The organism is Pseudomonas sp. OVF7, assembly GCF_030644265.1.
Taxonomy (GTDB): Bacteria; Pseudomonadota; Gammaproteobacteria; order Pseudomonadales; family Pseudomonadaceae; genus Aquipseudomonas; species Aquipseudomonas gorinensis.
Genome location: NZ_CP128996.1, coordinates 1,818,735 through 1,833,004, shown reverse-complemented (window position 1 = coordinate 1,833,004; position 14,270 = coordinate 1,818,735). Strand labels below are relative to the sequence as shown.

General features: G+C 60.6%; 13 protein-coding genes. 8 read left to right on the top strand and 5 right to left on the bottom strand.

Translation table 11 applies throughout. The features are described from left to right. Window positions 1-26: 26 nt before the first annotated feature. Window positions 27-803 (top strand): class II glutamine amidotransferase, encoded by a 777-nt coding sequence (locus QU606_RS08185; RefSeq protein WP_024074057.1) that lies wholly within the window; start codon window positions 27-29, stop codon window positions 801-803. A gap of 11 nt (window positions 804-814) precedes the next feature. Further along, complete coding sequence (locus tag QU606_RS08180) at window positions 815-1,357, top strand: DUF2937 family protein (RefSeq protein WP_024074058.1); 543 nt, start codon at window positions 815-817, stop codon at window positions 1,355-1,357. Between the two features lie 121 nt (window positions 1,358-1,478). Here the strand turns inward: QU606_RS08180 and QU606_RS08175 are convergent, their stop codons facing one another. Then, the gene (locus tag QU606_RS08175) at window positions 1,479-2,393 is read right to left on the bottom strand and encodes a LysR family transcriptional regulator (protein ID WP_304998282.1); all 915 of its coding nucleotides are present in this window, start codon (window positions 2,391-2,393) and stop codon (window positions 1,479-1,481) included. Between the two features lie 175 nt (window positions 2,394-2,568). Here QU606_RS08175 and QU606_RS08170 point away from each other — a divergent pair, with 175 nt between their 5' ends. The 4 genes from QU606_RS08170 (at window position 2,569) to QU606_RS08155 (ending at window position 5,575) form a co-directional block, all read left to right on the top strand. After that, window positions 2,569-3,309 carry a 5-oxoprolinase subunit PxpA gene (locus tag QU606_RS08170; RefSeq protein ID WP_024074060.1) on the top strand — a complete coding sequence of 247 codons (741 nt, stop codon included), beginning with the start codon at window positions 2,569-2,571 and terminating at the stop codon, window positions 3,307-3,309. After that, window positions 3,306-4,010, top strand: coding sequence for an allophanate hydrolase subunit 1 (locus tag QU606_RS08165; protein ID WP_304998280.1), 705 nt, complete (start codon window positions 3,306-3,308; stop codon window positions 4,008-4,010). The genes QU606_RS08170 and QU606_RS08165 overlap by 4 nt, the downstream gene beginning before the upstream one ends. Next, window positions 4,007-4,915, top strand: a complete 909-nt coding sequence (locus QU606_RS08160; protein ID WP_304998279.1) for a biotin-dependent carboxyltransferase family protein — start codon at window positions 4,007-4,009, stop codon at window positions 4,913-4,915. Before QU606_RS08165 ends, QU606_RS08160 begins: the two co-directional genes overlap by 4 nt. A gap of 120 nt (window positions 4,916-5,035) precedes the next feature. Further along, window positions 5,036-5,575: a hypothetical protein gene (locus tag QU606_RS08155; RefSeq protein WP_069075437.1), complete on the top strand. Its 540-nt coding sequence runs from the start codon at window positions 5,036-5,038 to the stop codon at window positions 5,573-5,575. Window positions 5,576-5,612: 37 nt separating this feature from the next. Here the strand turns inward: QU606_RS08155 and QU606_RS08150 are convergent, their stop codons facing one another. From QU606_RS08150 to QU606_RS08140, 3 genes are all read right to left on the bottom strand, one after another. Next, window positions 5,613-6,791 carry a VWA domain-containing protein gene (locus QU606_RS08150; RefSeq protein ID WP_304998278.1) on the bottom strand — a complete coding sequence of 393 codons (1,179 nt, stop codon included), beginning with the start codon at window positions 6,789-6,791 and terminating at the stop codon, window positions 5,613-5,615. Then, entirely contained in the window at window positions 6,791-7,636 is an 846-nt protein-coding gene (locus tag QU606_RS08145; protein ID WP_003210690.1) for a MoxR family ATPase, read from the bottom strand. Before QU606_RS08145 ends, QU606_RS08150 begins: the two co-directional genes overlap by 1 nt. A gap of 117 nt (window positions 7,637-7,753) precedes the next feature. Beyond that, window positions 7,754-8,830, bottom strand: coding sequence for a DUF748 domain-containing protein (locus QU606_RS08140; protein WP_024074065.1), 1,077 nt, complete (start codon window positions 8,828-8,830; stop codon window positions 7,754-7,756). A gap of 126 nt (window positions 8,831-8,956) precedes the next feature. Here QU606_RS08140 and cysK point away from each other — a divergent pair, with 126 nt between their 5' ends. Then, a complete protein-coding gene (cysK, locus tag QU606_RS08135; RefSeq protein ID WP_024074066.1) occupies window positions 8,957-9,931 on the top strand; it encodes a cysteine synthase A in 975 nt (324 codons plus the stop codon). A 522-nt stretch (window positions 9,932-10,453) separates the two neighbouring features. Continuing rightward, window positions 10,454-11,392, top strand: a complete 939-nt coding sequence (locus QU606_RS08130) for an aspartyl/asparaginyl beta-hydroxylase domain-containing protein (RefSeq protein ID WP_024074067.1) — start codon at window positions 10,454-10,456, stop codon at window positions 11,390-11,392. Window positions 11,393-11,510: 118 nt separating this feature from the next. Here the strand turns inward: QU606_RS08130 and acnA are convergent, their stop codons facing one another. Further along, complete coding sequence (gene acnA, locus QU606_RS08125) at window positions 11,511-14,252, bottom strand: aconitate hydratase AcnA (RefSeq protein ID WP_024074068.1); 2,742 nt, start codon at window positions 14,250-14,252, stop codon at window positions 11,511-11,513. Window positions 14,253-14,270 lie beyond the last annotated feature (18 nt).

Below are 14,270 nucleotides of genomic sequence, written 5' to 3'. Positions count from 1 at the left end.
GTCCGCCCTGCAGCGAGAGCCCTGGCATGTGTGAATTATTGGGCATGAGTGCCAACGTCCCCACCGATATCGTATTCAGCTTTACCGGGCTGATGCAGCGCGGCGGGCGTACCGGGCCCCATCGCGACGGTTGGGGCATTGCCTTCTACGAAGGCCGTGGCCTGCGCCTGTTCCAGGACCCGGCCGCCAGCAGCGAATCGGAAGTCGCGCTGCTGGTGCAGCGTTATCCCATCAAGAGTGAAGTGGTGATCGGCCATATCCGCCAGGCCAACGTCGGCAAGGTGAGCCTGGCCAACACCCACCCGTTCGTGCGTGAACTGTGGGGGCGTAACTGGTGTTTCGCCCATAATGGCCAGTTGGCGGACTTCAACCCGCGCGCCACGTTCTACCGCCCGGTGGGTGATACCGATAGCGAGGCGGCGTTCTGCGACCTGCTTAACCGCGTACGCGAGGCATTCCCGGAGCCAGTCGATATTGAGCAGATGCTGCCGGACCTGATCGCCGCCTGCGCCGAATACCGCAGCAAAGGCGTGTTCAACTGCCTGCTCAGCGATGGCGACTGGTTGTTCTGCTACTGCTCGACCAAACTGGCGCAGATCACCCGGCGCGCCCCGTTTGGCCCGGCACGCCTGAAAGATGTCGACGTGATTGTCGATTTTCAGGCCGAAACCACCCCCAATGATGTGGTCACGGTGATTGCCACCGAGCCGCTGACCGACAACGAAAACTGGACCCGCTACGAACCGGGCCAATGGAGCCTGTGGCGACGCGGTGAATGCGTCAGCCAGGGCATTACCGAGTAGGGACATCGATTATGTTGCTCAGCTATTTGCGACTGGTGCTGTTTGCCATTGGCTTGTTGGTCGGTGTGCAAGTGCCGGGGTTTATCAACGACTACGCCAAGCGCGTCGAAGCCCACCTGATCGAGGCCCAGACCGGCCTGCGCGGGTTTGAGTCCACTGCGCAGCAGTTCTTCAATGGCGACCTGCAGGCCCTGGTGGCCCACTACCGCGCCAGCGACGACCCGGTGTTCCAGAGCGATGCCAAGAGCCTGGGGGCGATGCTCGATCGCCAGGTGGCGTTGGACAAGCAATTCCAGGCCATGCAAGGCCCGTGGTACATCCGCGCCCTGCAAGTGGCGGTGGCCGCCGACCCGGATATCCGCCTGGAAACCTGGAACGGCTACAGCTACCAGATCCTGCTGACCCCCGAGGCCATGGGCTGGGGCCTGGGTGGGGCGATGTTGCTGTCGTTTGGCCTGGAATGCCTGTTCCGCTTGATCGACTGGGTGGTGTTGGGCGGCAAGCGCCTGCGTCAGAGCCGGCCGATTGAAGAGCGGGACCTGAAAGGTCTCTAACCAACACCTGGGTCAATTGTGGGAGGGGGCTTGCCCCCGATGGCGGTGGTTCAGTCACTGATGTATTGACTGACACACTGCTATCGGGGGCAAGCCCCCTCCCACATTGGATTGGGTTCCTTCAGTTGCTGAGCACCATCCGCTCTTCGCCAACCTCTTCGGCATACCTGGCCACCACCTTCTGGCACAACCCCACAATTTCCTCCACCAACTCCACCCCCACGCGCCACGACACCACCACCTGCAAGTTCGGCAGTTTCTGCGCCATGGGCAACATCACCAATTCACCGCGTGCCAGTTCTTCGATGACCAGCACGGGGGGCAGTGCGCCAATCCCGAAGCCATCGCGCAGCAGGCGGGTAATCGCCGACACCGAATTCACACAGTTCATCCGTGGCGCGGCGACGCCATTGGCCTGCATCAGGCTGAGCACGTCCTGATGGGGGTGGGAGTTTTTCGAGTAGGTGATGATGCGTTCCTGGGCCAGTTCGGCGAGGGAAGCATAGTCGCGGTTGTAGATCGATTGGCTGGCGACGATCCAGGCCATGGGGTGGCTGGCCAGTTCCAGGCTGCGCACGGTCTCCAGGCGGAGCAGGTCAGTTTGCAGGATCAGGTCGAGGAAGCCTTTTTGCAGCTGATCGCTGAGGTTGAGCGCGGTATCGGCGATCAATTCGATTTCCACCCGGGGGAACTGGTCCATCAATTCGGCGACCAATGGGCTCAGCCAAGTGTGGATCACCGTGTCCATCGCGCCGATACGGATGCGCCCGACCTTGCTGCTGGTGGTCTCCAGGGACTGCTTCAGGCCCTGTATGGTCACCATCATCTGCTCGGCATAATCGAGCACCTTCAAGCCTTCCGGGGTCAGGCTCACGCCCCGCGAATCACGCAGAAACAGCTTCACCCCCAGTTCGCTCTCCAGCACCGCAATGCGGCTGGAAATCGAGGCCTGGGTGGTGAACAGCTTCTCGGCGGTCAGGCGAAAACTCTTGAGCTTGGCCACCCAGACGAAGGTTTCGAGGAACTTCAAATTCATGGGATCAACTTTTTCTTATGCATGGATCGGTTTTTATTAGTTGGACGCCGCACCGGGCAAACGCCAAAAATCGAGCCATTCCACGATAAGCGTCGTTGGGGTATCAGGACAAGTTGCGAGTTCTGTGTAAAAAATCCCACACTACAAAAAAACAAAGCCTACAGGAGCAACCACCGTGAGCCGCCTGCTATTGAACTGCGACATCGGCGAAAGCTTTGGCAACTGGACCCTGGGTCTGGATGCCGAGGTCATGCCGTTCATCGATTGCGCCAACGTGGCTTGCGGTTTTCATGCCGGCGACCCGAGCATCATGCGCAAGACCGTCAGCCTGGCCCTCAAACACGGCGTACAGGTCGGCGCGCACCCGGCGTACCAGGACCTGCAAGGTTTCGGCCGCCGTTCCATGGCCTACACCCCCCAGGAAATCCAGGACCTGTTGCACTACCAGATCGGCGCGCTGGAGGGCATCTGCCGCGCCCAGGGCGGGCGTGTCAGTTACGTCAAACCCCATGGCGCGATGTACAATGACATGATGGCCAACCCGGCGCAGTTGCGTGCAGTGATCCAGGCCGTGGCCGCCTACGGCGACCTGCCGCTGATGCTGCTGGCCACCCGCGACAACAGCGCGGCCCAGGCGCTGGGTGACGAATACGGGGTGATCCTGTGGTTCGAGGCGTTCGCCGACCGTGCCTACGATCCCAACGGTCATCTGGTTTCGCGTCAATTGCCGGGTGCGGTGCACCACGATCCGGAGGTCATCGTCCAGCAATCCTTGACCCTCTCCCGTGGCGAACCCCTGACCGCCAGCGACGGCAGCCCGTTGGTCTTGCAGGCCAACACCCTATGTGTGCACGGTGACAACGCCAGTTCGATCGCCGCCGTGCAGCGCATCCGGGAGGCATTGAAGTCAGCATGAAGCCACGGATTGAAGTGGTGGCGATCGACTGCCTGATGGTGCGTCTGTTCGAGGTGATTGCCGAAGCCAACATGCCGTGGATGCTCGCCGCCACCCAGCGCTTGCGCAGCGGTTTTGGCACGGCGCTGGTGGATCTGGTGCCGTCCTACACCACCTTGATGGTGCATTACGACCTCACTGCGTTGAGCCCGGCGCAAGCACGGGGATTGATCGACCAGGCGCTGACCGGCCTGCAACCCCAGGCCCAGGGCAGTGGCCAGTGCCATGTGCTGCCGGTGTGGTATGACCTGAGCGTCGGGCCTGAGCTGAGCTTGCTCAGCTGGCGCAGCGGCCTTTCGGTGGAGGATGTCATCCGCCGCCACAGTGCCCACGAATACCAGGTATTTGCCCTCGGCTTCGCTCCCGGTTTTGCCTTTATGGGCTTGGTGGACGAAGCCCTCGCCACTGCGCGTCTCAACACCCCGCGCAAACGCGTGGCGGCCGGCAGCGTGGGCATTGCCGAACGGCAAACCGCCGCCTATCCGGTGGTCTCCCCTGGTGGTTGGAACCTGATTGGCCGCACCCCGGCCAAGTTGTTTGACCGCGAGCGCGACGGCTACAGCCTGATGCAACCGGGCGACACGGTGCGTTTTGCCGCCGTCAGCCACGCCGAGTTTATCAACCTGGGTGGCGATGACACGCCGTTGGAGGCGCAGGCATGAGCCGCTTGATCATCGAGGCCAGCACCCCGCTGTGCCTGTTGCAGGACGCCGGACGTTTTGGCGTTCGCCACCTGGGCGTGACCCAGGGCGGTGCGCTGGATTGGGTGTCGATGTCCTGGGCCAATTGGCTGCTGGGCAATGCGCTGGATGCGCCGGTGGTGGAAATTACCCTCGGCGGCTTTACCGTACAGGCCGAGGAATATTGCTTGCTGGCCTTGGCCGGCGCGGACCTGGGCGCCTACATCGATGAGCGTGCGATCAGCCCTGGGCGCAGTTTTATCCTGCAAAAGGGTCAGCGTTTGCGCTTTACCCAACCGTTCAGCGGCGCGCGGGCTTACCTGGCTGCACCGGGTGGGTTTGATGCGCCGGATGTGCTGGGCAGTTGCGCCACCGTGGTACGGGAGGAACTGGGTGGCTTGAACGGCTTTGGCGAGGCGTTGGCCGAAGGCGCGCGATTGGCCTATTCCGGTACCGGCGGAGCGATGAAAGTGCTGAGCACGCCGGCGTTGCCAGCCAAGGCGCCGCTGGATGTGATCGTCGGCGCCCAAATTGGTCAGTTCAGCGGCCAGAGCCTGTTTGATGCCTTCAATACCGACTGGACTCTGGACAGTCGCGCCGACCGCATGGGCATGCGCTTGCTGGGCACGCCGTTGCAGTACCAGGGGCCGTCACTGATTTCCGAAGGGATTCCGTTGGGCGCGATCCAGGTGCCGCCGGATGGGCAGCCGATCGTGTTGCTCAATGATCGGCAGACGATCGGCGGCTATCCGCGCCTGGGCGCGTTGACGCCACTGGCGTTGGCGCGCCTGGCGCAGTGCCTGCCGGGAGAGAAGGTGAGGCTGGCGCCGGTGGTGCAGGAAACGGCGCATCGGCAGCAGGTGGATTTTTTACGCCGGTTCATTTGAGCGCTGTTATGGCGCCCGAATGACGGTCAGGATTAGTCTCACATGCCTGATGGGCATTGCCGTCTTGGTTCGAGTGGGTGCATGTGGAAGTCTTAGTGCTTCATTCACTAGGGTTCCAACATGCGCTACTTGAAAATCTATGCACAGGATGTCCTCGATAATGATGTGCCCGATGTGGTCAGTCTGGAGTTTCATGACGATACCCACACCCCGACTCTCGTCCGGCAGGCCACGGCCTTCGATATTACCGATGACGGGCAGCTGGATTGGGTGATTGCCGATGATGTGAACCAGGATGGCGTCATCGATGCCGTCGACCGGGCACTGGCAATTGAACTGGCCCAATTGTTTGTTGAGTTCAATTGGTTCAGCCTCGACGCACCTTTCGACAAATACTTAAAGGTGTTTGCCCGCGACTTTGGCGGCAACGGCATACCCGACACCGTGCGTCTGCACTTTCACCAGGGCGAGGGCGCACCTACGGATGAAAGCATTGTCTACACCGCGGCGATTTACGGGGACGACAATGGCCTAGGCAGTGTTTCGATCAATCAGGATGTCAATAATGACGGCAAGGTCACCCACAAGGATGCTGAATTGCTCAAACAGTTTTCCGCGCTGTTTCTGAAGTTCGGTTGGATCGACGCCGAGCGCTGCTGAAAGCAAACCTGTAGCTTCGAGGGCTACAGGTTGCCGGCTACTTCGACAAAAACCGCATCCCTTCTTCCAGCCCGCGAAGCGTCAACGGATACATCTGATCCTCCACCAGCTCCCGCACAATCCCCGTCGATGCCGTATAACCCCACGTATCCTTGGGATACGGGTTAATCCAGATCAGCTTCTTGTACTTGGCCATGAAGCGCTGCATCCACACATACCCCGGCTCTTCATTCCAGTGTTCGACGCTGCCGCCGGCCTGGGTAATTTCATACGGTGCCATCGACGCATCGCCGATAAAGATCACTTTGTAGTCGGCGCCATACTTGTGCAGCAGATCCTGGGTGGAGGTGCGTTCCGACGTACGGCGCTGGTTGTTCTTCCACACCGACTCGTACACGAAGTTGTGGAAGTAGAAATACTCCAGGTGCTTGAACTCGGTCTTGCACGCCGAGAACAGCTCTTCGCAGATTTTTACGTGGGCATCCATCGAGCCGCCGATATCGAACAGCAACAATAGCTTGATGGTGTTGCGCCGTTCCGGGCGCATCTGGATATTCAGCAGCCCGGCATCGCGGGCGGTGTGGTCGATGGTGCCGTCGATATCCAGTTCTTCGGCAGCGCCCTGGCGCGCGAACTTGCGCAGGCGGCGCAGGGCGATCTTGATATTGCGCGTACCCAACTCGACCTGATCGTCGAGGTTCTTGTACTCGCGCTGATCCCAGACTTTTACCGCCTTGCCCTGGCGCTTGCCAGCTTCGCCGACGCGAATGCCTTCAGGGTTGTAGCCGCCGGAGCCGAACGGGCTGGTACCGCCGGTGCCGATCCACTTGTTACCGCCTGCGTGACGTTCCTTCTGTTCTTCCAGGCGTTTCTTGAACGCTTCGATCAGCTTGTCCAGGCCGCCCAGGGACTGGATCTGCGCGCGTTCTTCGTCGCTCAGCGAGCGCTCGAATTCCTTGCGCAGCCAGTCTTCGGGGATCAGCGCCTGCAGGTGGTCGTCGAGCTTTTCCAGGCCGTTGAAATAGGCGCTGAAGGCGCGGTCGAACTTGTCGAAGTGCCGCTCGTCCTTCACCAGGATCGCCCGGGCCAAGTAGTAAAACTCGTCCATGTCGGCGAAGGTCACGCGCTGCTTGAGCGCGTTGATCAGGTCGAGCAGCTCGCGCACCGACACCGGCACCTTGGCGGCACGCATCTCGTTGAACAGGTTGAGCAACATTAGCGATTACCGCGACGGCTCATGAACGCCAGACGTTCCAGCAATTGCACGTCTTGCTCGTTCTTGACCAAGGCACCGGCCAGGGGCGGGATGGCCTTGGTCGGGTCGCGCTCGCGCAGCACGGCTTCGCCGATATTGTCGGCCATCAACAACTTGAGCCAGTCCACCAGTTCGGAGGTGGAGGGCTTTTTCTTCAGGCCCGGTACTTTGCGCACGTCGAAGAACACGTCCAGCGCTTCGCTGACCAGGTCTTTCTTGATGTCGGGGTAGTGCACGTCGACGATCTTTTGCAGGGTGGTGCGGTCGGGGAAGGCGATGTAGTGGAAGAAGCAGCGGCGCAGGAACGCGTCCGGCAGCTCTTTTTCGTTGTTGGAGGTAATGATGATGATCGGGCGTTTCTTGGCCTTGATGGTCTCGTCGATTTCGTAGACGTAGAACTCCATCTTGTCGAGTTCTTGCAGCAGGTCGTTGGGGAACTCGATGTCGGCCTTGTCGATTTCATCGATCAGCAGGATCACCCGCTCTTCGGACTCGAAGGCTTCCCAGAGCTTGCCCTTCTTCAGGTAGTTGCGCACGTCGTGCACCTTGTCCACGCCCAATTGCGAGTCGCGCAGCCGGCTGACCGCGTCGTACTCATACAGGCCCTGGTGGGCCTTGGTGGTGGACTTGATGTGCCAGGTGATCAGCTTGGCACCGAAGGATTCGGCCAGTTGCTCGGCGAGCATGGTCTTGCCGGTGCCCGGCTCGCCCTTGACCAGCAACGGGCGCTCCAGGGTGATGGCAGCGTTGACGGCCAGTTTCAGGTCATCGGTGGCAACGTAGGCCTGGGTGCCTTCGAACTTCATCGGTCATTCCTCGAATTCATCAATGCCCGGACTATACCGCGCGGCCCCGGCGACTGTGAACGCAGACGGGTTATTCAGTCTCTGAATGGCGGGTCACACATCCATTAGGCGCGTGGTTCAGTCAGCACTGGGCTTGGGCTGTTCATAGCGCGCATTGAATGCTTGGATAAAACCGTTACGCAAAATCGCCAAAAATGCAGAGAACGCGCTGACATTTTGCTGATGCACGCTGCCACTGAGTTCCACGCGGGTGGCGAACTGGTTCTTCGCCTGGTTCTTCAGCACGGTCTCGCTGGTGCCCACCACGGCCTCCCAGATCGAGCGAAAGATGTTCTTGTCCTTGTTCTCCACATCCTGCTGCCAGTCGAAGACCTCTACATCACGCAGCAGCGGCTTTATGTACCCGGTCAATTGGCCTTTTTCCGCCTGGGCCTCGATCACCACATCCCCGGTACCGGCCTTGAAGTCGAACTTGCCATAGGCCGAGGCGAAGTCATTCATGCGCTTGAGCTGCAAGTCCCTGGCGCGAAAGCGAAACTCGAAATTCTCGAAATTGCTCAGCGGGTCGAAGGTGGCGGTGGCTTCCAGCGGGGCCTGGCCTTGCAGCAGGGCCTTGCCGTCGAACCGCGCGTCGCGCCGGCCTTTGACGTTCACCACATTGGTCAGGTTGTAGAAGCTGGCGTTGACGTCGGTCGCGTCGATCTTCACCACGGGTTTGGAACTGAAGTTGTGGAAGGCGATCTTGCCGTCCTCAATACGCACCTCATCGAGGGTGATGGGGGCCAACTTACTCAGCTGCTCGCGCCAGTCGGTGCCTTTACCGGTCTGGGAGGCTTGCTTGTTGGCGCCGCCGTCGACGAAGTTCACTTCGGGCTGGATAAACAGCACTTTGGCCACCACCGCGTGGTCGTACCAAAGAGAGTGCCAGCTTACTGCCAGGTCGATCAGCGGCGCCTTGACGAACGGGACGGGCACCTTGCCGTCGACCTTGATGATCTCAAGGCCGTTGATCCTGTACGCGCCACGCCACAGCGCGAGGTCCACGTCGGTAACCTGGCCGCGGTAATCGCCCATGTCGGCGAGCTTGTCATTCAGGTAGTTACGCACCAGATAGGGCAGCGCGATGCTCACGGCGACCAGGACCACCAGTAATCCGGCAATGGTCCAGAGTGGCCAGCTGTAGCGACGTTTCATGGGGCAGTTCTCCTTGCGGGTAGGAGATGGACTGTTGGGACACGCGCAACGTTCCTCTGACTGGACGCTTGGCGGCACGAGGCATACCCTTGGAACCTTTCTTGAAATCGCCCAATAGGACCCGCCATGAGCCGCATTTTTGCAGACAACGCGCACTCCATCGGTAACACGCCCCTGGTTCAGATCAACCGTATCGCACCGCGTGGCGTGACCATCCTGGCCAAGATCGAAGGGCGTAACCCAGGTTATTCGGTGAAGTGCCGCATTGGCGCAAACATGATCTGGGACGCCGAAAGTACCGGCAAACTCAAGCCGGGCATGACCATTGTCGAACCGACTTCCGGCAATACCGGTATTGGCCTGGCCTTCGTCGCCGCGGCCCGTGGCTACAAGTTGGTGTTGACCATGCCCGCGTCCATGAGCATCGAGCGGCGCAAAGTGCTCAAGGCCCTCGGTGCCGAACTGGTGTTGACCGAACCGGCCAAGGGCATGAAGGGCGCGATTGAGAAAGCCGGCGAAATCCTCGCCAGCGACCCGGCCAGCTACTTTATGCCGGCCCAGTTCGACAACCCGGCCAACCCGGCGATCCACGAGAAAACCACCGGCCCGGAAATCTGGAACGACACCGATGGCGCCGTGGATGTATTGGTGGCGGGGGTGGGGACGGGCGGCACCATTACCGGTGTGTCGCGTTACATCAAGAACATCGCGGGCAAGCCGATCCTGTCGGTGGCCGTCGAACCCATGGTGTCGCCGGTGATCACGCAGGCGCTGGCCGGTGAAGAGATCAAGCCCAGCCCGCACAAGATCCAGGGCATCGGCGCCGGGTTCGTGCCGAAAAACCTCGACCTGTCGATGGTTGACCGTGTGGAACTGGTGACCGATGAGGAATCGAAGGCCATGGCCCTGCGCCTGATGCAGGAAGAGGGCATCCTGTGCGGTATTTCCTGCGGCGCGGCCATGGCCGTGGCCGTGCGCCTGGCGGAAAAACCGGAAATGCAGGGCAAGACCATCGTGGTGATCCTGCCAGACTCCGGTGAGCGCTACCTGTCGAGCATGCTGTTCAGCGATTTGTTTACCGACCAGGAAAACCAGGCTTGATGTGATCGCCTGTGGCAAGTAGATGGGTTTATTGTGGGATGAGCAGGCTTGTTGCGGCGAGCGGGCTTGTTGTGGCGAGCGGGCTTGCCCTAATGCCGTTCAGTTAAGGCTTTTTTGTAGGAGCGAGCTTGCTCGCGAAGAACTCACAGGCGCCGCGTTCACTCAGGAAACACGCGTTATCGTTGACGTTTTTCGCGAGCAAGCTCGCTCCTACAGAAGGCGATGTACGCTTAACTGAACGGCATTAGGGCTTGCCCCGCGTTGGGCTGCGTAGCAGCCCCAAAACCACGCACCGCGGTGTGTCAGTTAAAAACACATCGCCTGTAATGGGGCCGCTTCGCACCCCAACGCGGGGCAAGCCCGCTCGCCACAGCAGCGTCGCTTGCAATGTTTGATTTGTGTCAGCCGGCCCGCCCGGGCCTTCTGCATAATGGCCCAAGTGTTTATCATGGCCGGCTGCTACGTCTGGTTTCCCGTTGACGGGAGGTTGCTGGCCAGGCGCTTATTTCCAGGAGTTGCTGCATGACCTTTTCTTTGGCCGCCAAACTGTCGGTGTTGCTGGTGTTTATCGGCAGCACGCTGTATGTGCATCTGCGCGGCAAGGCCCGTTTGCCGATGTTGCGTCAGTTCGTCAACCATTCGGCGCTGTTCGCCCCGTATAACGCCTTGATGTACCTGTTCTCGGCGGTGCCGTCCAAGCCGTACCTGGACCGTAGCAAGTTCCCGGAACTGGACGTGCTCAAGGACAACTGGGAAGTGATCCGCGAAGAGGCCATGCACCTGTTCGACGAGGGTTACATTCGCGCCGCTGAAAAGAACAATGACGCCGGTTTCGGTTCGTTCTTCAAGAAGGGCTGGAAGCGTTTCTACCTCAAGTGGTACGACAAACCGCTGCCATCGGCCGAGGCGCTGTGCCCGAAGACCGTGGCATTGGTCAGCAGCATTCCCAACGTCAAGGGCGCAATGTTTGCGCTGTTGCCCGGTGGCAGCCACTTGAACCCGCACCGCGATCCGTTTGCCGGGTCCCTGCGTTATCACTTGGGGCTGTCCACGCCGAACTCCGACGACTGCCGCATCTTTGTCGACGGCCAGGTCTATGCCTGGCGCGACGGTGAGGACGTGATGTTCGACGAAACCTACGTGCACTGGGTCAAGAACGAGACCGAGAAGACTCGCGTGATCCTGTTCTGCGATATCGAGCGGCCGTTGAGCAACCGCCTGATGACCCGCATCAACCGCTGGGTCAGCCAGCAACTGGGGCGCGCCACGGCACCGCAGAACCTGGATGATGAACGCGTCGGCGGCATCAACCAGGCCTACGCCTGGAGCAAGTCCTTCAGCGACAAGTTCAGCGGTGTGGTCAAGCAGTGGAAGCGCAAGCACCCGAAGGCTTACCGCATTGCGCGGCCGGTGCTGGCGGTGGTCGTCCTGGTACTGCTGTGGAAATGGCTGTTCGGCTGATCTGATGTGGGAGGGGGCTTGCCCCCGATGGCGGTGTGTCAGGCTAAATATTTTTGCCTGATCCACCGCTATCGGGGGCAAGCCCCCTCCCACATTTGATCTCCTGTGTTCTTAGTTCTTAGGACGCGATCAACTGGCGCAGCACATAGTGCAGGATGCCCCCGGCCTTGAAGTATTCCACTTCATTGAGGGTATCGATCCGGCACAACACCTCGACCTTCTCGCTGCTGCCATCCTCCCGGGTAATCACCAGCGTCAGGTTCATCCGCGGCACGATCTCCACGTTTGTGAGCCCCAGGATGTCGATCTTCTCCTTGCCGGTCAGCTTCAGCGCCTTGCGGTTCTGATCCAGCTTGAACTGCAGCGGCAGCACGCCCATGCCCACCAGGTTGGAACGGTGAATCCGTTCGAAACTCTCGGCGATCACCGCCTTGACACCCAGCAGGTTGGTGCCCTTGGCGGCCCAGTCGCGGCTCGACCCGGTGCCGTATTCCTGGCCGGCGATCACCACCAGTGGCGTGCCGCTGGCCTGGTACTGCATGGCGGCGTCGTAGATCGACATTTTCTCGCCCGTGGGGATATACAGCGTATTGCCGCCTTCTTCGCCACCGAGCATTTCATTGCGGATACGGATATTGGCGAACGTGCCGCGCATCATCACTTCGTGGTTGCCCCGGCGTGAGCCGTAGGAGTTGAAGTCGCGCGGTTCCACACCCTGTTCACGCAGGTAGCGGCCGGCAGGGCTGTCGGCCTTGATATTGCCGGCCGGGGAGATGTGGTCTGTGGTCACCGAGTCGCCCAGCAGCGCCAGCACGTTGGCGCCCTTGATGTCTTTGATCACCGGCAGTGGCCCGCCAATGTCATCGAAGAACGGTGGGTGCTGGATGTAGGTGGAGTCCTTCTGCCACACGTAGGTCGCGGCTTGCGGCACTTCGATCGCTTGCCACTGCTCATCACCGGCAAACACTTCGGCGTATTCCTTGTGGAACATGACGGTGCTGACCTGGGCCACGGCATCCGCGATTTCCTGGCTGCTCGGCCAGATGTCCTTGAGGTACACCGGATTGCCATCCTGGTCGTTACCCAAAGGCTCGCTGCTGATATCGATGCGTACCGTGCCGGCCAGGGCATAGGCCACCACCAGGGGCGGGGAGGCCAGCCAGTTGGTTTTCACCAGCGGGTGCACGCGGCCTTCGAAGTTACGGTTGCCGGACAGCACCGAAGCGACGGCGAGGTCGGCTTTCTGGATGGCTTTTTCAATCGGCTCGGGCAACGGCCCGGAGTTGCCGATACAGGTGGTGCAACCGTAGCCCACCAGGTCGAAGCCGAGCTTGTCGAGGTATTGGGTAAGACCGGCGGCCTTGTAGTAGTCGGTGACCACCTTGGAACCCGGCGCCAACGAGGTTTTTACCCAGGGCTTGCGGGTGAGACCTTTCTCCACGGCCTTTTTTGCCACCAGCCCGGCAGCCATCATCACGCTGGGGTTGGAGGTGTTGGTGCAAGAGGTGATGGCGGCGATCACCACGGCGCCGTTTTTCAGGCGATAGGTGTGGCCGTCGTCTTCATAGTCGGTTTCGCCGACCAGGTCGGCATTGCCCACGGCGACACCACCGCCGCCTTCACTTTCCAGGCGGCCTTCTTCCTTGTTGGTGGGTTTGAATTGCAGGTCGAGGAAGTCACTGAAGGCTTGGCCGACATTGGGCAGCGATACCCGGTCCTGCGGGCGTTTTGGCCCCGCCAGGCTGGCCTCGACGCTGCCCATGTCCAAGGCCAGGCTGTCGGTGAACACTGGCTCCTGGCCGGCGTTGCGCCACAGCCCCTGGGCCTTGGTGTAAGCCTCGACCAATTTGACGGTTTCAGCCGGGCGACCGGATAGACGCAGGTAGTCCAACGTCACGTCGTCCACCGGGAAAAAGCCGCAGGTGGCGCCATATTCCGGGGCCATATTGGCGATGGTCGCGCGGTCCGCCAGGGGCAGGTCGGCCAGGCCGTCGCCGTAGAATTCGACGAATTTGCCCACCACGCCTTTTTTACGCAGCATCTGGGTAACGGTCAGCACCAGGTCGGTGGCGGTAATGCCTTCTTTCAGCTTGCCAGTGAGCTTGAAGCCGATCACTTCCGGGATCAGCATCGATACCGGCTGCCCGAGCATCGCGGCTTCCGCTTCGATACCGCCCACGCCCCAGCCCAATACGCCAAGGCCGTTGATCATGGTGGTGTGGGAGTCAGTCCCGACCAGGGTGTCGGGGAACGCATAGGTACGGCCGTCTTCGTCCTTGGTCCACACGGTGCGGCCAAGGTATTCGAGGTTGACCTGATGGCAGATGCCGGTGCCCGGCGGCACCACGCTGAAGTTGTCGAAGGCGCTCTGGCCCCAGCGCAGGAAGGCATAGCGTTCGCCGTTGCGCTGCATTTCGATGTCGACGTTCTGTTCGAAGGCACGGGTGGTGCCAAACTTGTCGACCATCACCGAGTGGTCGATGACCAGGTCCACGGGGGAGAGCGGGTTGATACGTTGCGGGTCGCCACCGGCCTTGGCCACGGCAGCGCGCATGGCGGCGAGGTCGACCACGGCGGGAACGCCGGTAAAGTCTTGCATCAATACCCGGGCCGGGCGGTACTGGATCTCTCGGTCGGACTGGCGCTCTTTGAGCCAGGCAGCGATGGCCTTGAGGTCGGTGCCGGTGACGGTCTTGTCGTCTTCCCAGCGCAGCAGGTTTTCCAGCAGCACTTTGAGGGACATCGGCAGCTTATCCAGGTCGCCCAGGCTCTTGGCGGCTTCGGGCAGGCTGAAATAGTGATAAGTCTTATCGTCGATTTGCAGGGTTTTAAGGGTTCTCAGGCTATCAAGGGATGACATTACATGACTCCTTATGGT